Source organism: Pseudomonadota bacterium (assembly GCA_023229365.1).
Lineage (GTDB): Bacteria > Myxococcota_A > Polyangia > JAAYKL01 > JAAYKL01 > JALNZK01.
The window spans coordinates 1-20,232 of sequence record JALNZK010000097.1; the positions used below are offsets into that span (position 1 = coordinate 1).

Annotated in this window: 15 protein-coding genes; 8 read left to right on the top strand and 7 right to left on the bottom strand. The window is 62.2% G+C overall.

What is annotated here, in order from left to right; translation table 11 throughout:
- Nucleotides 1–299 (top strand): dihydroorotate dehydrogenase (locus tag M0R80_24315; protein ID MCK9462758.1); only part of this gene is annotated, 299 nt, incomplete at its 5' end.
- Here M0R80_24315 and M0R80_24320 read toward each other — a convergent pair.
- The 4 genes from M0R80_24320 to M0R80_24335 are packed head-to-tail and all read right to left on the bottom strand — an operon-like array spanning nt 296 to nt 3,962.
- Complete coding sequence (locus tag M0R80_24320; protein ID MCK9462759.1) at nt 296–1,312, bottom strand: glycosyltransferase; 1,017 nt, start codon at nt 1,310–1,312, stop codon at nt 296–298. The two genes, M0R80_24315 and M0R80_24320, sit on opposite strands and share 4 nt — an antisense overlap.
- Entirely contained in the window at nt 1,299–2,405 is a 1,107-nt protein-coding gene (locus tag M0R80_24325; protein ID MCK9462760.1) for a DegT/DnrJ/EryC1/StrS family aminotransferase, read from the bottom strand. Before M0R80_24325 ends, M0R80_24320 begins: the two co-directional genes overlap by 14 nt.
- Nucleotides 2,402–2,848: an N-acetyltransferase gene (locus tag M0R80_24330; protein MCK9462761.1), complete on the bottom strand. Its 447-nt coding sequence runs from the start codon at nt 2,846–2,848 to the stop codon at nt 2,402–2,404. The genes M0R80_24325 and M0R80_24330 overlap by 4 nt, the downstream gene beginning before the upstream one ends.
- A 1-nt stretch (nt 2,849) precedes the next feature.
- Nucleotides 2,850–3,962, bottom strand: a complete 1,113-nt coding sequence (locus M0R80_24335) for a Gfo/Idh/MocA family oxidoreductase (protein ID MCK9462762.1) — start codon at nt 3,960–3,962, stop codon at nt 2,850–2,852.
- Nucleotides 3,963–4,078: 116 nt separating this feature from the next.
- Between M0R80_24335 and M0R80_24340 the strand changes: the two genes are divergently transcribed.
- The 4 genes from M0R80_24340 (at nt 4,079) to M0R80_24355 (ending at nt 9,617) form a co-directional block, all read left to right on the top strand.
- Nucleotides 4,079–7,006 (top strand): hypothetical protein, encoded by a 2,928-nt coding sequence (locus tag M0R80_24340; protein MCK9462763.1) that lies wholly within the window; start codon nt 4,079–4,081, stop codon nt 7,004–7,006.
- Nucleotides 7,007–7,954: a formylglycine-generating enzyme family protein gene (locus tag M0R80_24345; GenBank protein ID MCK9462764.1), complete on the top strand. Its 948-nt coding sequence runs from the start codon at nt 7,007–7,009 to the stop codon at nt 7,952–7,954.
- Between the two features lie 290 nt (nt 7,955–8,244).
- The gene (locus M0R80_24350) at nt 8,245–9,330 is read left to right on the top strand and encodes an acetyl-CoA synthase subunit gamma (GenBank protein ID MCK9462765.1); all 1,086 of its coding nucleotides are present in this window, start codon (nt 8,245–8,247) and stop codon (nt 9,328–9,330) included.
- Entirely contained in the window at nt 9,327–9,617 is a 291-nt protein-coding gene (locus M0R80_24355) for a 4Fe-4S binding protein (protein MCK9462766.1), read from the top strand. Before M0R80_24350 ends, M0R80_24355 begins: the two co-directional genes overlap by 4 nt.
- A 127-nt stretch (nt 9,618–9,744) precedes the next feature.
- On the opposite strand, the gene M0R80_24360 is transcribed toward M0R80_24355, so the two are convergent.
- The 3 genes from M0R80_24360 to M0R80_24370 all read right to left on the bottom strand — a co-directional run bounded on the left by M0R80_24360 (nt 9,745) and on the right by M0R80_24370 (nt 12,089).
- Nucleotides 9,745–10,875, bottom strand: a complete 1,131-nt coding sequence (locus tag M0R80_24360; protein ID MCK9462767.1) for a site-specific integrase — start codon at nt 10,873–10,875, stop codon at nt 9,745–9,747.
- 75 nt (nt 10,876–10,950) lie between these two features.
- Nucleotides 10,951–11,607 (bottom strand): helix-turn-helix domain-containing protein, encoded by a 657-nt coding sequence (locus M0R80_24365; GenBank protein MCK9462768.1) that lies wholly within the window; start codon nt 11,605–11,607, stop codon nt 10,951–10,953.
- The gene (locus M0R80_24370; protein ID MCK9462769.1) at nt 11,604–12,089 is read right to left on the bottom strand and encodes a hypothetical protein; all 486 of its coding nucleotides are present in this window, start codon (nt 12,087–12,089) and stop codon (nt 11,604–11,606) included. The genes M0R80_24365 and M0R80_24370 overlap by 4 nt, the downstream gene beginning before the upstream one ends.
- Nucleotides 12,090–12,504: 415 nt before the next feature.
- Between M0R80_24370 and M0R80_24375 the strand changes: the two genes are divergently transcribed.
- From M0R80_24375 to M0R80_24385, 3 genes are all read left to right on the top strand, one after another.
- Entirely contained in the window at nt 12,505–17,109 is a 4,605-nt protein-coding gene (locus tag M0R80_24375; GenBank protein MCK9462770.1) for a kelch motif-containing protein, read from the top strand.
- On the top strand, nt 17,106–18,389 hold the full coding sequence (locus M0R80_24380; protein MCK9462771.1) for a hypothetical protein: 1,284 nt from the start codon (nt 17,106–17,108) through the stop codon (nt 18,387–18,389). Before M0R80_24375 ends, M0R80_24380 begins: the two co-directional genes overlap by 4 nt.
- 460 nt (nt 18,390–18,849) lie before the next feature.
- The gene (locus tag M0R80_24385; GenBank protein ID MCK9462772.1) at nt 18,850–19,929 is read left to right on the top strand and encodes a hypothetical protein; all 1,080 of its coding nucleotides are present in this window, start codon (nt 18,850–18,852) and stop codon (nt 19,927–19,929) included.
- The last annotated feature ends 303 nt before the right edge of the window (nt 19,930–20,232 follow it).

A 20,232-nucleotide genomic window follows, 5' to 3' on the forward strand; every position in this document is an offset into this window, starting at 1 on the left:
CGAGGCTCGGCGCCGTGATGGGCGGGATGTCCGGCCCGGCGATCCGCCCCCTCGCGGTCCGGCTGATCTACGAGGTGCACCGCGCGGTCCCCGCGATCCCGATCATCGGCATCGGCGGCGTGACGTGCCTGCGCGACGCGCTGGAGCTCATGCTCGCCGGGGCGTCCGCGATCCAGGTGGGCACCGCGAGCACCTCGAACCCGCTGACGTGCATCGAGATCATCGACGCGATGGAGGAGTACTTCACCGCTCGGGACATCCGCCCCGCGGACATCGTCGGACAGGTCCGGATCGACTAACGCTTCCCGCTCGTCGGCAGGAGCCCCGCGATCATCCCGAAGCCGAACACCGTGTGGATCGTCGCGTAACAGATCGCGTTGTGCGCGAAGGTCGACGGGTGGCCGAGGCTGTAGGCGGCGGTCGCGATCGCGTACGCGCCCAGCGGCGCGGCGTTCAGGGGGCAGACGCACACGAGCCCCGGCAGGCAGGCGAGGTACCCCGCGAAGGCGAGCGGCGCGAGGTGCACGGCCCTGAAGCGCCTATGCTGGATCATCATCCGGGAGCGCGCGACGCCGTAGCTCCACATCTGCCTGGCGAGCTTGCGCCAGCTGCGCCGCGCGAAGTAGGTCGACTCGATCGACGGGTCGAACAGGATGCGGTAGCCGGCCTTGCGGATCCGCTCGCTCAGCTCGCCGTCCTGGCCGATCAGGTACTCGGTGTCGAACTTCCCGACCGCGTCGAACACCTCGCGCCTGTAGATCCCGAACATCACGGTGTCGACGAACTGACGCTTCGAGGAGTAGCGGTACTGGGAGACGCCGCCGCCCCAGAAGGTGCCGATCACGTAGCCGATCGCCTCGGCGAACCTGTCCCCCTCCCCGCCCTCAGGCAGCGCGTTGACGATCTTGCCGCCCGCGAGCATCACGTCGTCGGGCGCGCCCGTGATGGCGTCGTAGCTCGCCTGGAGCCACGTCTCGCTCACCTCGCTGTGCGCGCCGAGGATGACGACGTACGCGCCCCGGGCGGCGTCGAGCCCGCGGTTGAAGGCGAACGGCGTGCGGCGCTCCGGGTTGTCGAGCAGCCGGATCTCCGGTCCGCCCGCCCTGCCCCGCAGCTCGGCGCGCACCGCCTCCACCTCGCGGCGCGTGCCGTCCTTCGACATCCCGTCCAGTACGAGCACCTCGAAGGCGAGCTCGGTGCGCGAGGCGGCGAGGGAGCGCAGGCACCGGCCGACGAAGCGCTCCTCGTCGTACGTCGGCACGATGACGCTGACGTCCACCGCGCGCGCGGCCTTCTTCTCAGCCTTCGGCACGGACGAACTCCGCGATCGCCGCGACGACGGACGCCTGCTGCTGCGCCGTGAGCTCCGGGTAGAGCGGCAGGGAGAGCACCTCGTCCGCCGCGCGCTCGGTCCGCGGCAGGGAGCCGCGCCGGACGCCGAGGTGCGCGTACGCGCGCTGCAGGTGCAGCGGGATCGGGTAGTGGATGCCGCAGCCGATCCCCTCGGCCTCGAGGTGCGCCTGGAGCGCGTCGCGCCGGACCGCGCGGACGACGTACATGTAGAACGGGTGGAACGCCCAGTCGCGCACCTGCGGCGTGCCGACGAGCCCCGCGAGCGCCGCGTCGTAGGAGGCCGCGATGCGCCGGCGCGCCGCGATCCACCCGTCGACGTGCGCGAGCTTGACCGTGAGGATCTTTGCCTGGAGCGCGTCGAGCCGCGCGTTGCAGCCGACCGAGGCGCTCTCGTGCTTCGAGATCCGCCCGTGATCCCGCGTCCGCGCGATCGAGTCCGCGAGCGCCGCGTCGTCCGTGACGACCGCCCCGGCGTCGCCGAACGCCCCGAGGATCTTGGCCGGGAACATCGAGAAGCAACCGATCCGCCCGATCGTCCCGAGCGTCCGCCCCTTGTACTTCCCGCCGTGGCACTGCGCACAGTCCTCGATGACGACGAGGTCCCTGCGCCGCGCGATCTCGAGGATCGGGTCCATGTCGCACGCGTGGCCGTACAGGTGCACGCAGACGATCGCCTTCGTGCGCGGGGTCACGCGCCGCTCGAGGTCGGCGGGATCGATGACGTGCGTCGCCTCGTCGATGTCGGCGAACACGGGCGTCGCGCCGCACGCGGTGATCGCCTCCGCGGTCGCGATGAAGGTGTTGGCGACCGTGATCACCTCGTCGCCCGGCCCGACGCCGCAGGCGGACGCCGCGAGCCGGACCGCCTCGGTGCCGTTGGCGACGCCGACCGCGCGCGCCGCGCCGATCCACGCCGCGAAGGAGCGCTCGAACTCGGCCACCGTCGGGCCCATGATGAAGGAGGCGCTGCCGAGCGTCTCGGCGATCGCGCGATCGATCTCCCCGCGGATCGACTCGTAGCCCGCGACGAGGTCGACGAGCGGGATCCTCATGGCCGCCGCACCTCGCGCGCCGGGTTCCCGGCGACGACCGCGCCGGGCGGCACGTCCTTCGTCACGACGGCGCCCGCGCCGACGGTCGCGCCCTCCCCGATGACGACCGGGAGGAGCGTCGCGTTCGATCCGATCGACGCGCCCCGCTTGATGACGGTCTTCTTCCAAGCGGCGTCCGTGCCGGTGCGCCTGCGCGACGGGGGGAAGAGGTCGTTGACCGTGACGACGCCGTGCCCGATGAACACGTCGTCCTCGACCTCGACGAGGGTGCACAGCGTCGTGTGGGAGGAGACGATCACGTTGTCCCCGATGACGACGCCCTTCTGGATCTCGACGAACGAGCCGATGTTGCAGTTGCGCCCGATCCGGCACCCGTAGAGGTTCACGTAGTGCCAGATCCTCGTGCCCTCTCCGATCTCGCAGTCCTGGATGTTCTGCTCCACGTCACACGCTCTTCGGCCGGCCGGTCAAGGGCGGCTGCTCGTTCAGCTTGAAGGCCGCGTCCGGGCCTGTCAACGGCAGCCGCACCTCGCGCCGCGCCAGCGCGGACACGTACGCCGCCTGCATCACCTCGACCGACTCCCGGCCCTGCGCGCTGTTGGTCTTGATCTCCTGCCCGTCGAGCAGCACCGCGATCGCGTTCTCGATGACGTCGCCGTGGCGCGACTGCGAGCCCTTGTACGTCCCGTCGGCGCCCGGCAGGAGCGGCGCCTCGTCGGCGCCCGCGGGGCGCGGGAGGTCGCGCACGTCCCAGTGCTCGAGGGCGTTCAGGTACTGGCCGCCGATCTTGACCGTGCCGTCCGTCCCGACCACGATCAGCGAGCCCTCGACGCTCTGCCGGTAGGTGCAGGTCGTGTACTTGAGGACGCCGAGCGCGCCGCTCGCGAAGGCGATCTCGACGAGCCCCGTGTCCTCGGTCTCGATGTAGTCGTGGGCGAGGTTCGTCATGCGCGCGCTCACGGACGATGCCGGGCCGCCGATCCAGAGCATGAGGTCGAGGAAGTGGCTGCACTGGGTCATGAGCGCGCCGCCGTCCTCGGCCATGGTGCCCTTCCAGGCGTCCTTCTCGTAGTAGGCGCGGTTGCGGTTCCACAGCACGTCCGCGCCGACGAGCGTGATGCGGCCGAGCCGCTCGTGGAACATAGCGTCCTTGAGCGCCCGAACCGGGGCGTTGAAGCGGTTCTGCTTGACGAGGAAGAAGCGCCGGCCGCTCGCCCGCTCGGCCGCGATCACCCGATCGCAGTCCGCGACGTTGAGCGCCATCGGCTTCTCGCAGAGCACGTTGACCCCGGCCGCGAGCGCCGCGATCGACATCTCGGCGTGCATCCCGCTCGGCGTGCAGATCGAGACGATGTCCAGCGGGATCGCGAGCAGCTCCTCGAGCGCGAGGCAGGCCGTGCCGCCGTACTCGGACGCGAACGCCTTCGCCCTCTCGCCGCGGACGTCGCACACGGTCGCGAGCTCGGCGCGGGGGTTGTCCCGGATGTGCGCCGCGTGCCGCGAGCCGATGCGGCCGCAGCCGACGACGCCGAAGCGGATCTTCCTGCCTGTGTCCATGCGCCGGAGCTTGCCGCATCCGCGCCCCGGATCGCCAGCGATTTCTTGCGGCGCATTCGTTTGATGGTGTGGTAGTCTGAACACCTCAACGTCCGCTTCACGATGGGGGTGTCACCATGCCGAATTCGCAGCTGGAGATCACAAGGATCGGCTCGAGAATGATTCGGGGGGGGATTCTCCTTTTCGGGCTGTTCTTCTTCCATCCGGAGTCTGCTGAAGCTCAGTGGGTGAACGCCTACTCCGCTAGCCAGAACGACGTAGTCGAATCGGTCGCCTGGGTCGACGAGCCGACGCTCGGCAAGGCGATCGCCATCGCCGGCCACTCCAACTCCTTCAGCGAGGATGACTCGACCCAGGCATGGGTCGCGCTCATCGATCCGGGCGGCGACTACCTCTGGTCGAACCTGTACGGATTAAGCACGCTGGCACAGGCCATCTCACCGGTGGTCGACGAGGCCGGACTTCTGCAGAGCCTCGCCGTGGCCGGATTCAGAAACGGCGCATGGCTGATGGAGATCAAACCCGACACCGGGGACGTCTCATGGCAGTGCGAGTATCCTGGCTTGAGTATTGCCAACGCCGTGGTCCCAACAGGCGACGGGCAGTTCGTTTTCGCAGGCAGCGTAACAGAACCTGGTGGATCTGCAGTCTTCGTCGCGAAAACCTTACGGACAGCCTTCAACCCGTGCGGCTTATCCTGGATCGAAGTTTTCGGAGAAGGAGACGACGAAACCGATGAGGCAATGGCGATCTCCGCGACTTCCGACGGGGGCTACATTGTGGCTGGCACTACGCGACGATATTCCGCGAATGGAGATGGAATTGTTTTCAAGCTCTCCCCCGACGGCACGCCTCAATGGCAGTCCACGCTTTCATCGACGATATCTCCCGTGAACGGTCACGTAGATTTCCAAGACGTTATCGAAGTCAGAGATTCCGAGGGGTACCCCGATGGCTACCTCGCAGTCGGTTCGTTCTGGTTTCTGGATGGCGGATGGGACCTCAACATGGTTCTGACACGGCTCAATCCGGCGGACGGATCGGAACGGTGGACCAAGTTATTGGGTTACGGTGACGATGGAGAATCTGTCTCCGCATTCGGTGTGGTCCAGAGCCCGGACGGCGCCTTTTCCATCGTTGGAGATGGGCGTTCACCACCTCCTGGTCCTTGGATTCATGAGGATTTACTCATATTGAAAGCGAGAGAATACGTAGACGGCCTCGGCCAGCCTTCATTGGAAATCGAATGGCAGCACGAGCTGAACTCGGGAGAGATTGGAGACAACGAATTCGCCTGGGCACGCAGTGTGACCGGCACTCCGGGCGGCGGGCTGATCGTCGGTGGGTTCTACTCGAACGCGCCTTTCATGGACAAAGATCCGTTGCTGATGCGCCTCAATGAGGAAGGCGATATCCCACCCGATTGCCTAGTCGACGCCAATCCGTCGCTCGAGGAAACTTTCCATGATTACGTTCTCGAACCAATCCTCGACGAGCCAGAATCGGTCACGCCTACGGCCGGGACCGAAACCGCGGAAACTCCGACGCCCCAGGTACTTCTACTGCGTTACGGCTGCAGTCCCTGCGTCAAGCACGTGAACGTGAACATTCCGCCTGAGATGGCCGGAGATGGTGAGACGTGGGAAACCGCTATCGCCGACCTCCAGGAGGGCATCGACGCGGCCGAAGCAGAGATCATCGGCCCAAGCGGAGGGCCAGGCTACTGCGAGGTCTGGGTCGCTCGCGGCGATTACTACGTTTACGATGACGACCCGTCGAACACGATCCAGATGAAGGCCGGCGTGCACGTATACGGCGGCTTTTCGGGCGGTACTCCTCCCGATAGCTACGGTTGGGAGGGCTCGCGCGACGATCGGAACTGGGAGTGGAACGTCACTCGGATCATCGGTGCGGATGGTCCGACACCCACGGCGCGCGTCCACCATGTCGTGACCGCACCCATCACCAACCCGTCCACGCTCGACGGCTTCCACGTGCTGGGCGGAAGAGCAAACGGCGATCCCGGACTCGACCGCTGGGGCGGCGGCATGGTCAACGTCTTCTCCTCGCCGAAGATCGCGAACTGCACCTTCTACGACAACATCGCGTGGTGGGGCGGCGCGATGGCGAACGTCTTCGCGGCGCCCGACGTCGTCAGTTGCACTTTCAAGACATCGCACAACGATCCCGGCTTCAATCAACCCAACGCCGCGTTCGCGGGCGGCGCGATCTTCAACTGGGGATGGGCGCCCTGGAGCGGCGACGGACCGACCGTCGACGGCTGCACTTTCGCCGACAACTACGCCAAGTACTACTATGGTGGGGCAATCCACAACCAGAACTCTCCGGCAGAGATCGTCGATTCGACCTTCATCGGCAACCACGCGTACGCCGGCGGCGCCGTGTCGATCGGGCAGACCGTCGATGGGATGGGCGCGCCATCGATTGAGGCGTGCACGTTCAACGACAACGTTGCGAGCCGTTGGTGGGATACGAACAACGGCGGATTCGGAGGCGCCACGGCGGCGTTCTTCGGGCAGTATGTCTATTCCGAGTACACGACGGTCGAGAACAGCCTGTTCGACAACAACTCCACCGGATCCCAGACGGGCGGCGCGATCGCGGCGGTCACGCTCTCGGGCACACCCAAGGTCAGCCTCGTCAACTGCACGATCGCCGACAACTGGACCGGTGGCGTATCCTGGTACGCGGAGTCGACTTCCGGCGCCCCGCCGGTCGTCTACAACTCCATCCTCTGGACCAACGGCCCGTACGAGATATCTCCGGACTGCGACAGCGGCGCGATCGTCTACTACACCGACGTCATGGGCGGCGCCGGGTGCGAGGGGTTCGCGGGAAATCTGGGAGACGACCCCGCCGATGACCCCGACTTCGGGTCAGGTACCTACCACTTGGAATGGGACTCCCCCTGCATCGACACAGCGAATCCAGCGGCAGCGCCCCTAACGGACCTCGACGGCGAGTATCGCGACTCGCTGCCCGACATGGGCGCCTACGAGTTCTTCCCGGAAGAGGAGGAGTAGATGATGCGAACCGACTCCATCCTCCTCCTCTCACTCCTCCTGCTTGCGCTCTCGTGCAGTGACAATCCTTCCGTTTTCGGACCGGACGCTAGCGATGCGGATTCGGACTCCGACAACGACACGGATTCCGATTCCGACATCGATACCGATTCGGATTCAGATACCGACACGGACACCGATACCGAGACTTGCGTCGAGGTCGAATGGGTCGTAGTCGAAGGTGGTGTCTTCATGATGGGGGGACCTGAAGACACGATGTCAGGAGATCGCCTCCCCATACATGAGGTGACTGTACCTTCATTCGAAATGACGCGCACAGAGGTGACAGCGGCCGAATACCGCTGCTGTTTTCTCGAAGGCGCCTGCACCGAGCCGCAGCCGCCGGGCTACGAGCCCGACACGGACGATCCGTGGGCGAGCCTCGAGAACTGCAACTGGGACTTGCAGGAAGAGGACGACCGCCCGATCAACTGCGTCAACTGGCAGCAGGCGGTCGATTTCTGCACGTGGGCCGGCGGACGGCTTCCGAGCGAGGCGGAGTGGGAGTACGCGGCGCGCAGCCAGGGTCAGAACGTGACCTACCCGTGGGGCGAGGAGGAGCCGTCATGCGATCTCTGCGTCATGAACGATGCGATGGGAATGCCCGGCTGCGACGAGGAGCGCACGTGGGACGTGTGCAGCAAGCCCTCCGGCAACACCGAGCAGGGGCTGTGCGACATGGCAGGGAACGTGCACGAGTGGGTTCAGGACTGCTACCACCCGAACTACGATGCCGCCCCTGTCGACGGTAGTGCGTGGACTACGGGTTGCCCGAGCCCTACAGATGAGCGCATCATTCGAGGAGCCTCATTCATCGAGGGGAGTTCAACGTACTTTGAAGTCGCAGAAAGGGGGAGGTCCGAAATTGAGAAATGGTTCGTGTTTCTCGGAATTCGATGCGCTCGATAGTCGTGCACTCATTACCTGGTGTGCGCGTTGAAATGACTGGTCGAACCAACGGCCCGTACGGGATATCTCCGGACTGCGACAGCGGCGCGATGGTCTACTACACCGACGTCATGGGCGGCGAGTGATCCCCCTCCTTTTGCGAGCGAATCCGGACGGTGCTAGAAGAACCTCATGAAGTCGGAAGCGAGGAAACCGCTGTGAAGCCCCCCGCGATCGAGTCGCTGGGCGAGATCCGTCCCGCGTGCGGCCCGTCGTGCGGTCCCGCGGCCGCCGCGCCCTGCTGAGGCCCCGTGACCCGGCCCCGTGCGGGCCGCGACCCTCTGGCCCAGCCGTTCGTCGAAGGCGCATTCGAGACGCCCGGCGGGCCGATCCTGCGCGTCCTATCCACCCTGAGCGCCGCGGACCGTCGCGGCGGCGCAAAGGTCCGCTGGGGGATCGGCCGCATGGACTACCTCGTCGAGCCCGGGCTCTACGCCGTGGGCTCGCCGGGCGTAGACTCCCCGGTGCTCGTCTCCGCCAACTACAAGCTCTCCTTCGACGCGCTCCGCGCGAGCCTCGCCGGCCGCAGCGCGTTCCTGCTCGTCGTCGACACCCACGGCATCAACGTCTGGTGCGCCGCGGGCAAGGGGACGTTCTCGGCCACGGAGGTCACGCGCCGCATCGCCGAGACGCACCTCGTGGAGATCGTGGCCCAAAGGCGCGTGATCCTGCCGCAGCTCAGCGCCCCGGGCGTTACCGCGCGCGAGGTCGAGGCCGCGACCGGGTTCAAGGCGGTGTTCGGGCCGGTGCGCTCCGAGGATCTCCCGGCGTACCTGGACGCCGGCTGCCGCGCGACCCCGGCCATGCGCAGCAAGTCGTTCGAGCTCGCGGAGCGCGCCGTCCTCGTGCCCATGGAGCTCGTCCCGGCGCTCAAGTGGGTCGCCGCCCTCGCCGCGGCGCTCGTCCTCCTGTCCGGGCTCGGCGGGGCCGGCGGCTACCTCTCGGAGATGGCGTCACACGGACCGATCGCGGCGCTCGCGGCCGTCGTCATCCTGCTCGCGGGAGCCGTCGCGACGCCGATCCTCCTCCCCTGGCTCCCGGGCCGCGCGTTCTCGCTGAAGGGGGCGATCGCCGGTCTCCTCGCCTTCGCCCCGTCCGCAATCGCGGCGTGGCTCCTGCTCGACGGCGGAGCCGGCGTCCCCCTCGCGCTCGAGCTCTCGGGGCTCGGCCTGATCGCCATGGCCGGTGCCGCCTTCCTGGCGCTCAACTTCACGGGCGCGACGACCTACACGTCGCTCTCCGGCGTGAAAAGGGAAATGCGCTTCGCCGTTCCCATCGAGATCGCCGGGGCGGTCGCGGGCCTCGGGCTCTGGCTCGCCGGGAGGTTGCTGTCATGACCGAGCGCGCGGGATCGAAGCTCGTCTACCTCGCGGACGTGGTCACCTTGAGGCTCGATCCGGAGAAGTGCACGGGTTGCCGGATGTGCGCGACCGTCTGCCCGCGCGGCGTCTGGGCGTTCGCGGACAAGAAGGCGGTGATATCCGAGCGCGACGCGTGCATCGAGTGCGGCGCCTGCGCCCGCAACTGCGCCGACGGGGCGATTTCGGTCCAGACCGGCGTCGGCTGCGCCAACGCGATCATCAATTCCTACTTCTCCAAGAACAAGGGCGTCTGCTGCGGCTGAGCCCCCTGCCCCATAATTGGGCCTTAGAGATACCAACTGGACCGTCTTTTCCCTGCACTGCTCTCGCTGCCCACGCACCGCGGCCACGAGGGCCGCGGGCCGCGCCTGTTTTGACCAGGAAAACCAATCAGATCGAAGCACGCTCCTCCCTCGCTGCCGCCATGCTGCCGTAACTCCCACGGTCCAGCAGCTTCGCGGCCTCTCGTCGCGCCACCGGGCTCAGGTGCGCGTAGCGCATCGTCATCTTGATGTCCGCGTGCCCCAACATCTCCTGCACCGTCTTGATCGGCGCTCCCAACATCACGAGGTGGCTCGCGAACGTGTGCCGCAGGTCGCGCCACGTGACGTGCCGTAGCCCCGCCTTGTCGCAGATCCGTTCGAGCGGTCGCCTGATGTGGTCCCGCGTCAGCATCGTTCCGTCCGGCGCGCAGAACACGATGTCGCTCCGAAGGTGCCGGTGCTCCTTCAGCACCGCCACCGCGTCGTCCCCGATCTCGATGACCCGCGCCTTGTTGCTCTTCGGCGAAAGCACCTCGCCCCGCACGAAGTTCTCACACACGCGGACGCGACCGGCGACGAGGTCGACGTTCGGCCAGCGCAACGCCAGAAACTCCCCGGTCCGCATCCCGGTCTTGAGCACCGTGTGCAAGAGCGCGAACTGCTCGGGGAACCCGAGCCGACACGCTTCGAGCAACCGATCCGCTTCTTCGAAATCGAGGAAATCGAACTCCAAGGGCGGCTCCCTGAGCCGCGTGATCCGAGGCGCGTGGTCGATGATCTTCCACTCGGCCGCAACGACGAGAAGCCGACCCAGCACCTTCAGGTGATGATTCACCGTGGTCGCCTCGTAGTCGTCGCCGAGCTTCTTCGCCTTGTACTGCTCCACCTGCCTCGGTCCGATCTCGTCCAGCCGGAGAGGCCCCAGCTCGGGCACGAGGTGCGTCTTCAGGATCATCCGCTTGGACGCCACCTCGCTCGGACGGTTGTTCGCGACCGCGTAGTTGTCGACGAACTCGCCCGAGAACTTCTCCAACGTCGGGACTTCCTTTTTCTCCTCCTTTCCGCCGACGGCGCCGCTCGCGAGCGTGGCTCTGACCTCGCGCTCGTACCGCAACGCCCCGGCCCTGGTCTGCACAGGCGCCTTTCGACGCACGCGCACAGGCTCGCCGACCAAGGGCTCGTACACGACATCGACCATCCAGTATGCGTGCATCCCGTCAGCCCCCGGATATCGGCGCTTCACTTTTCTCACACTCATGAAAACCTCCGAGTGTGAGACGGAGCCGTTACCCACGGCCAAGATATCACGTTCTGTGGGAGCGTGAGCATCTTCCTAGTGTTTGCGTCTCGAACGGCGCGGCTCTCCGCTGTTCAGCCACTCGACGACGACCTTCGTCGAAAACCGGATCGCCCTCCCGAGCCGCTGTCCGCCCGGGATCTCGCCGCGCCGGTGCATGGAGTAGACGAGGTTCTGACGCACGCGTAGGAACCGCGCGATCTCCGCGACCGTCGCCACGGGAGGCAGATCTTCCGCGCGAACGACCTCCTCCCGGCTGTCGTCTTCAACGTCGGTTTCACGCCGTGCACTCTCCGCTTTCTCTGGCGCGCGTTCGGTTTCTGTTCCGTTTTCTTGGGTCATAATTTTCTCCGTGCGCGGGCCGAAGCCCGGCGCGCGATCGGCTCGGCGATCGGAGTGCCGAACCGTCTCGTTCCGTGGGCAAACGGTCGGCTCGTTCCGAATCGGACGTATTTTTCTGCCGGGTTTTTCACGGCTTATTCGCGGGTTTGGACCGGCACTTTCCAGGCTCAACGACGGGTCAAAACCGGAGACTTTGTCCACGAAAGCCCAGGGAAACCCATGGTGCGTGTGGGCAAACCCACGGTGAACGGTGGTGACGTCCACAGCCATCGCCGCGCGGAGGTGCCTCGCACCGCCGGTCTTCGCCAACGGATCGCGATCGCGGTCGGGTGTCTTCGCGGTCGAGATCATTTCTCGCCCTCCGTTCCCTTTGCGATCGCGCCCAGCTCCTCTCGCAGCGTGGCGAGAAGATCGGCCTTCATCTTCTCGGTTACGCTTGCCGTCACCTGGGCGGTGACGCGCGCCGTGATCTCTGCTTCGAGCTTGGCTTGGCGCTCCTCCTCCTGCGTGCGCAGCTCCAGTTCCTCCCAGCGGCGTTGGTCTTCCCACTTGCCGTCCAGGGTATCGACGCCCTGTTCGGCGGCCTGGTCGTACTGCTCCCCGAGGAGGTTGCGCTTGTACTGCTCCCAGTACGGCCGCGCCCAGCTCTCGGCCTCGGAGTACTGCTCCAGCTCGCGAACACTGGCGTACTCGTCGATCGGTCGGCTCGTTCTGGCGAGCCAGTCGGCGAGAATGATGTTGATGAGCTGGTTCCGGCTCTTAAACCGCTTGTTATCCACGTAACTGTCGAGCGCCAAGACTAGGGCCTCGGGGGAACGAACCAAGTGCTGCATCGGCATTTCTCCTTCTCTTTATTCCGCCCTTGCTCTCTATGATAGCTCTGCTATCTTTACCTCTGTCAAGCTTTTTCAACCACCGCATTTCTTTGACAAATTAGCCTGACAAAGAATGTTACTAACAAAAATGTTTAGTCGTTCAGTTTTTCTTTTCACAACCTGCGAGGGTGACCGACACTAATAGTACACGTTACTTCGAAGGGGGCGTTTCCAGGGGATACTTTATGTGACAACCCGATGGACAGAGTGCCCAGGTGCGTGAAGTCTTTCATGTAACGTAGTAATTCGGGGGCCGGGGACGAGAAAAGCTAATGAAGAATGTGCAGAAACAGCGCCCGCGATCGATTATAGGCACTGTACTTCACTCCAACGTTCCGTGCGGGTTGTTACTCGCGCAATGAGGGGGGATTCCATGCGAATTGACCGAATGCCAAATACGTTCTTGAAACGTGTTCTATTTACGATCCTGCTCATGGCGACGGTTTCAACCCTTGCAACGACTGCCGCTGCGAGGCAGTCACTTTCTTCTGTTGATCGTATCGCAATGCCTTACATCGACAATCAAGCTCTTATAGAACGGGACAGGGCGGCGGAACTTGCTTCAAATAGTGAGTACTATCTTCCGCAGACCGCAGAACCTGTCGAGGTGTCATTTGACACCGTCTCTGACGGAACTTGGGAGTTGCTTCCCGATGGAAACTATCTCTGGCGGTTGCGGATATATTCCGAAGGAGCAGTTTCTGTTGCTGCAACTCTCGCCGACTTTTTTCTACCGCCAAGCGCTTCTCTCGTTGCTTCCTCACCAGATGGTCGAGACATTCGCGGCCCGTATACAGCCATCAGCACAAATGAATCTGGTCGGTTCTGGGTTCCAAAGGTATTTGGCCCTGAGATTGTGCTAGAGTTGACGGTTTCAGCAGTTGAGAAATCTAGTATCCATTTTCAGGTAATGACAGTTCAACATGGTTATGAACCCGCCATTTTTACAGAGTGTGACTATTGCTGGCCTGATTGCCCGGGTTCTCTAGTCTGCAACGTGGACACGGCATGTATAGATAGTGATGATGAAATTCAATCCGTTCTACCGGATGGCGTGGACTGGTCTTCTATAAAAAGAGCTGTTGGACAGCTGGATATTGCAAACGGGTTATGCAACTGCTCCGGCAGCCTAATGAATAATGCCGATTTTTCCACAGATCTCTTTTTTATGACCGCGAGTCATTGTTTTCGTATTTGTGAAGATGTGAAAGATGTGCCGTTTCAAGACGGACTTGATTCCGTGCAAGTATATTGGAACTACGAGAACAGTTCTTGTAGAAACTATCATCACACAGAAGGCGATGACCGAGAAGTCGGCGATGGGCGGTACTTCGTCACAGGACCCCGTGCCTTTTCATTAATTGAATGGGAATACAGTTACAGCGATTACACGTTGGATGCTATTCTATTGAAACTAGATCCTTCCACGCATCACATTGATTGTTTTAGTCCCTATTTTCTCGGTTTCAACATCGACGATTCGGCATCAAATGCTGATGTTGCTGTCGGTATACATCATGCAAAAGTTAGGGAAAAGCGTATCAGCATCAGCACGGACGGTTCGTCCCATAGTAATCTCCGGGTCAGTGCCAATTTCAATTATGGACGTATTGAAAAAGGGTCATCGGGATCTCCTCTATTGAATGAGGACGGTCTAATGATAGGAACCTCAGCGAGCAACGGTTTGGAGGAGAGTTGCGAGTTGGAAGAAATTGTACCTGTAAGTTATGGACGTTTTTCGGCTGCGTGGTACGACGAGGAACACACCTTCATCTCAGAAGATCCCGATGCGGTTGGTTTGAAGACCTTTTTAGACCCGTATGATCACATGGCCGAGTATGGGGTTCAAATATGTCCGGGCTTCGATCCCCTCGTGAATAATGATTGTGATGATGACGGCGTCCCCAACTTGCAGGACGACTGCCCGACCGGAGACGATTGTGACGACCTGGATCATGATGGAGTTTTAGATAATGTTGACAATTGTATAGTCACTTATAATCCAGGGCAGGAAAATTGCGATGGGGATAGCATGGGAGATGCTTGTGACAGGGATCGATGCGCAGATTTCTGCGGAATCGACGTAGTTGACACATGGGAACCGGTCGGCCCTGGATTATCGATAAAAAATTCCTTTTTTATGATAAAAAGTCAGTTTGGTATGACTACAAGTGAAATTGATGTTAAAACGTGTGCTCGTGGTGCTGTTTATAATATAGACGAATCGCATTGTTATCCGGCGGATGATTTCCAGCCCGATGAAGTTCAACTCAGATGGTGTAGCTGCGAGAACTGGGAGAACCTTGATGACTGCGAAGAAGAGAACTGCCCCAAGAACATACTTGGCGCCCAGGAGTTGGATTTCGCACATTCGGGTTGGCACCTGACGAGCTATAAATACGATATATATGTCCCTCCCCCTCCTATGGTCTTTCCGCCTCTGGGCGAGAAGCCATATGCGTATTATCCATCAATAACATGTGCGAGATCGAATACGATAAGTGGCGGGTATTGGAGTGTTTGGGATTCGGACGACGCAGTGGGCACAGACTATTATACTATGCACTGCACGCCACAGAAAGTGGACTATGTAAATCCGGCCACGGGAGACATCAGCGCCAAGACGACTCAATGGGATTGGGACAAAGAGCTATGGTGGCAGGAGAACGATTCACTCATCGGGTCTGTCCCAGGACCACAGCAAGTGCCGATGGACAACGCTGAAACATTGGTAACCAACAAGACGAAGGGATACCTCTGGGTGAGAACGAGCGGACCGATTGACGACATGGATGGAGTGGAATGGGAGAGAGGTAACAACTATGCGACTTTCCAGCTCGATTCCGGATCGTCGCGTGGCAGCATCCGAGGCATCCCACATCCGTCATTCCCCGGTTACCAGAAATGGATTGATCTACCACGTTGGCCGGAGGCAATCGATGATCCAGCCATCTCAGCGGCACTACCCGAGGTTCGGAACGAGCGGCTTGGCCTGATGGCGATTCCCGTCGAGGCAACATCCGAAGCTGGATTCTATGCATACCCTGCGGGCTTGGCAGGACCGAACTCGGCCCTGGGCGGGCTCGTGGTGCAGATTATCGACGGTCGCGGCCTGGATATGCGGGCATCGGCCTACTCGACCGGCACGACGTCCGGCTCGGTGCCCGAGACGCTCGGGTTCGCATCCGCTCGGTTCGGGGTCGTCGCCCACGGGCAGACACAGGAGCAGGCGCAGGCACAGAGCGCGAGCCAGACAGTCAGCTACGGGCTTGCGGTGTTCGGAGGCGCGCTCGCGAACGGAGCTAAGGCAGAGCGGCTGTGGATCGGCAGGTTCGGCGGGCTCGACCAAAACGGGCAGCCGTTCTTCGCGTGGCAGGACGCAACGCCGCAATCGGGCGAGATCCCGCCGCCGAGGTCCGGCGCGGCGATGGTGTTTGACGAGCGAAACGGCCGACTGCTCCTGTTCGGCGGGGAGGGAGCGAACAACGGGATCCTCTCGGATCTTTGGGCATACGACCTCGGACGCGGCACTTGGAAACTGCTCGATAGCGATTTTCTCGGGCTCGCGGATCACGAAGCTGTGCAGACCTCCGGACAGCTATTCGTGGCAGGTGGCCGCACCGCGAACGGTCCAAACAGCGCGGTGTACAAAGTCGATTTCCGCACACTTGAACGCGAGACGATCGCCGACCTCGGGTCTGGACCGGGTGTGCGGACCAATCTGGCGCTTGCCTTCATGGAGGTGCACGCTGGGCGTCTGCTCGTCTTCGGCGGCGTTGACACGCGCGGCACGGCGCACAACGACCTGTGGCGCTACGACATCGAATCCGATGCGTGGTCAGTGGTGAAGCCTGACTGCACGGGCCGGACGTGCCCGTTGGCCGGGCAGCCCTCGTATATCGTGACCGGACCGGGCGGCGGCATCGCCGTGCACGGATTGGCCGATGATGACGGGAATAGTTCGTTTGTGCTTACCGAAGGCGGGGAATGGGAAGGGGACGTCTCGCGGCTCGCGGATGAGGAAGGCGTGGCAATCGACTGTGACGGCGATGGCGACAAGGAAGCGGGAACCACGCGTTTGTGCCGCGCGGATAATCTCTGGTACGCGGATGTCGGGCGCATGACGTGTGCCGAACCCGGGGTGTCGGATGAACTAGCGTGCGGCGCCAGGGAACCGGCGCAGATGAACGAGGTCGCGTCGTGGAGCCCCGACGATTGGCAGTGGGTCGTCGACCTTGCTCCCGGCAACGATGGGTACACATACGTGCTCACCGACACCGAGTTGCTTTCTTTCGACCCGCTCGACGCGGCGAACGGTTTGGAACCCTTGGCACGCGAAGCACTCACGGTGCCCGGCACGTGCTGGTGGTGCGGCGGGCCGGACTTCGGAACCGACGTGGCGGTAGTGGGCGACTTCGTGCTCGTGGCCGCGCTGAGCGGTGTGCACGTGTTTCGGGCGACGTCCGACGGCGGGCTCACGCCGACCGGCTATCTGCCTGGGCGCGTGGCGGTACTCAATCTGGCTAGGCTCGGCGGCGTAGTGTACCTCGCGGACGGAGCTGGGATCACGGTCGCAGCGCTCGATGAGAACGGAGCACTGTTCGAGGTGAAACGCATGTCGCTCGGCGCCCTGGCAATCGGCGTGGACGTGAATACGACAAACGAAAAGCTGATGGTGCTCACACCGACCAAGTTGCGGCGTTTCGAGATCGGCGGGAACCCGTACGCGCCGACCGCGAAAAACCAGGTCGCGCTTTCCGGCCTCCTGTATCCCAGGATGCGGGTCGACGGGGCGTGGACCTACCTGAACGGGCTCCTGGGCACGCAGACTGTTGAGGACGCGGCGGAGGGGCTCCTGAAGCGCGGGCCGCACGACCTACGCGACTGGGTGGACGGTCGTATCGTGCGGGACGGAGTCGCCGAGCGGTTGTCTCCCGGATGCGCGAACGCGTACGAGGTCTGGGAGGCTGCGCCGTGACGCGCAGCCCATCATTCATTTTGTTCTTGCTCGGTCTGTCACTCTCGGCTTGCTCGTCATGCTCGGGCGACGGTCACACGACGGATTCGGGTATTGATGGTGGTACCGGCACCGACACAGATACCGACACGGACACAGACACGGATACGGATACAGACACCGATACCGACACTGATACCGATACCGACACTCTGCCCGACGGATTCGTGGCCGACGCCGGTCCATGGGTTTGGGAGGATCTACCCGACGCGGGCGACTGCGGCGTGGAAGGATGCAAGCAGCTGACGTTTGGCGACTCCGTCGACGTGTTGGAGTGGGATGTGTGGGGAAACCTTCTTGCATATGATGATGGTGATCCTAGCAACAACAACGTTAAAGTCGTAAATTATAGTAGTAATCGACAACTTACCATTCCAAGTCCATATGACACGGAAACAACAACTTTTGTTTTCTTTCCGGCAACTATTTACGAAAAGACAATATGTTACGCAAAAACGGCCAACAGTTGGGACGGACGTCACGATGTCATTTGTGCGGATTTGGAAGAAGAGAAGCAGAAGCTCATTTTCCATCTTAACAAAGATGGCGATGAAACCCTTCACCCCGCAGAGTATATCGACATTTACGGTACACGTATTGTGTCGATGGGGGGCTGTGTAGTCGGAGACTTCTGGCCCTTGTGCGCCTTTGACATGGATGCACCGGAAACGTACCAGGAGGTCGCGCCGCACTTCTACGGCTCGCACAACAGCATGTGGGGCGATGTCGTAGTCTGGTACAAGGAGTTCGACGGGTATCACATTCAAGCATACGATTTCTCCACTTCTACGCAGTTCGACATAACCAACGACGATCAGGTCCAGTTCAACCCCAGAATTCAAGGCAACCGCGTCGTGTACCAGGATCTTCGGTTCGGCGACGGCGGCACGCCGATGACGAGTTGGGCACACTCGGCCGTGTTCATGTACGATCTGAGCACGCACGAGACGACACAGATCACGAGCGGCGAGTGGATCGCAGCGTTCCCGGACGTGTACGAAAACATTGTCATCTGGGCGGACTACCGGGCGAGCGCCAATCCCAATGATCAGAACAGCATGTCGGGCGTCGAGATCTGGGGCTACAACCTCGACACGAGCACCGAATTCCAGATCACCAACGTACCTAGTCGCTCGAAGACTACGCCGCGTATATGGGGAGATAAGATTTTCGTTCACATGTATAAGGCCGGACCGGGTGACGCTATCTACATGTTCGACCTGCCGGATGGGGCGAAGTAGTTGTTCGTAACTTCTCTCAACTGTCGCTTGCGAAGATCACGGTCCTTGCGGCATTTCCCGCAATACTCGCGACTCGTCCGTCTGGTTCCCCAGAGTTCCGTCCCTGATGTGACACCAAATGTGGGATGGCGAGGGCTGTCCAGCATTGGAAACCCATCTGGCAACCTACTGCGAAGCAATGTCCTAAGAGCCACTAATACTCAAACATTACGGGTGGTTTGTTGCTCCCCATACAGCCCAAACAGGAGTACTGGAATATTCCAACGGCTCAGCCGCCGAAGGTTTTCCCAAATGTCATTGGCTGGATATTCTGTCTGCAACTCGCGAGAATTAGAGCACTTCAACGAGTCGCCGTCGGAACTCTGGTTCCCGCGTCTTGTCGCGCCGAGATTTGCTTATTCGTGGGTCAAATAGGAGGAAGAGGGGACAAGCCATGTTTTTACTACCGTGCTGGCGTCGTGTGAAGATAGTCATCATGGTGTTTGTTGCAAGTATCGTCGCCTGCACGGGCGATCCAAAACTTGTTGACGACGCCGGGCCTGATGCCGACACCGACACAGATGCGGACAGCGACACGGACACGGATAGCGATTCCGATAGCGACACCGACTCCGACACCGTGCCTTGGTCAACACCGGAAGTCGCCGGAGTTCTGCTCTCCGTGTGGGGTTCCTCTGCCGATGACGTGTACGCGGGCGGCGAAGGGCAGACGTTGCTGCACGGCTCGGGCTCCACGTGGGAACTCGTGCCACTGCCCGAAGGGTTCAACGCGGGCGACATCCACGGCAGCGCTTGGAACTCCGTCTACGTCGTGAACGGCTGGGAAGACTTTCGGGTCGTGCGATACGACGGCGCGGTGTGGAGCGACACCACCTGCGGTGTGTGTATCAACGGTCTCCGAGCGGTTTGGGTTTCCGGTATCGACGATGTCCTCGGCATCACCAACAACTGCGTACCCATGGAACCTGGGGTTTGTGTGACCGCCGTGTACCGCTTCGACGGTGAAGCGTGGAGCAGCATTTGGGGCCACGACTTGATGACGGAAACTGACGGACAACCCGATTTCGAGGACATGACCGGCACCGCGGATGGGCACGTGTTCGCCGTCGGTGCAAGCAACCTCGATGAGGTGATTGCAATTGCGTCGGATGGTACCGACTGGTGGACCGAGGAGATCCCGGAGCCAAGCCTCCACGGCGTCTGGGCGCTCGACGCGGCGAACGTCTGGGCCGTCGGTGACGGCGGAGCCGTCCTCAGGCGCGGCGACACGGCGTGGGACTACGAGGACACGCCGACCTCCGCGCGGCTCGACGGTGTCTTCGGCTGGAGCGAGGCCGAGCAGATCGCGGTCGGCGATGGCGTGATCCTGAACAAGAGTGGCGCGGTGTGGGGTTTGCAGGACGTTCCGACCGCCGGTGCGCAGCTCCACGGCGTGTGGGGCGCGACTCCCGACGATGTGTATGTCGTCGGCGAACTGGACGGTGGCGCGCTCATTCTTCACTACGACGGCGCGGCGTGGTCGGTCGTCTACGGGGGATGATAGCTTCTTCGGTCCGACTGCTTGAGCAAGTAGCCCTCTACCGCTCCTACCGTTTGCCTTCTTGTCGCTTTTCCGTCCCGCGAGCATAATGATCTTGAGCTGAACGGACGCTTGCTCCGGCCCGGCAACGGGCTCGGCGGACTTGTCAACCGCGACGGAGAGAGCAGACGGACGGCCCAGAACAAAGCCAAGCGCGAACTCCGCTGCCGTTACGACGGAGGGGTGACTCCCTTCGTTTGTGCGGATTGGGCGGGTGAGTTCTCGCGCTTGGCGGCTCATCTGCCCTTCTATGAAAAAGCCTGT

What these genes read in the sequence shown, in the direction of transcription:
- M0R80_24325 (MCK9462760.1), bottom strand. Translation starts at nt 2,405, where the DNA reads ATGAGGATCCCGCTCGTCGACCTCGTCGCGGGCTACGAGTCGATCCGC.
- M0R80_24335 (MCK9462762.1), bottom strand. Translation starts at nt 3,962, where the DNA reads ATGGACACAGGCAGGAAGATCCGCTTCGGCGTCGTCGGCTGCGGCCGC.
- M0R80_24340 (MCK9462763.1), top strand. Translation starts at nt 4,079, where the DNA reads ATGCCGAATTCGCAGCTGGAGATCACAAGGATCGGCTCGAGAATGATT.
- M0R80_24345 (MCK9462764.1), top strand. Translation starts at nt 7,007, where the DNA reads ATGATGCGAACCGACTCCATCCTCCTCCTCTCACTCCTCCTGCTTGCG.
- M0R80_24355 (MCK9462766.1), top strand. Translation starts at nt 9,327, where the DNA reads ATGACCGAGCGCGCGGGATCGAAGCTCGTCTACCTCGCGGACGTGGTC.
- M0R80_24360 (MCK9462767.1), bottom strand. Translation starts at nt 10,875, where the DNA reads ATGAGTGTGAGAAAAGTGAAGCGCCGATATCCGGGGGCTGACGGGATG.
- M0R80_24365 (MCK9462768.1), bottom strand. Translation starts at nt 11,607, where the DNA reads ATGATCTCGACCGCGAAGACACCCGACCGCGATCGCGATCCGTTGGCG.
- M0R80_24370 (MCK9462769.1), bottom strand. Translation starts at nt 12,089, where the DNA reads ATGCAGCACTTGGTTCGTTCCCCCGAGGCCCTAGTCTTGGCGCTCGAC.
- M0R80_24375 (MCK9462770.1), top strand. Translation starts at nt 12,505, where the DNA reads ATGCGAATTGACCGAATGCCAAATACGTTCTTGAAACGTGTTCTATTT.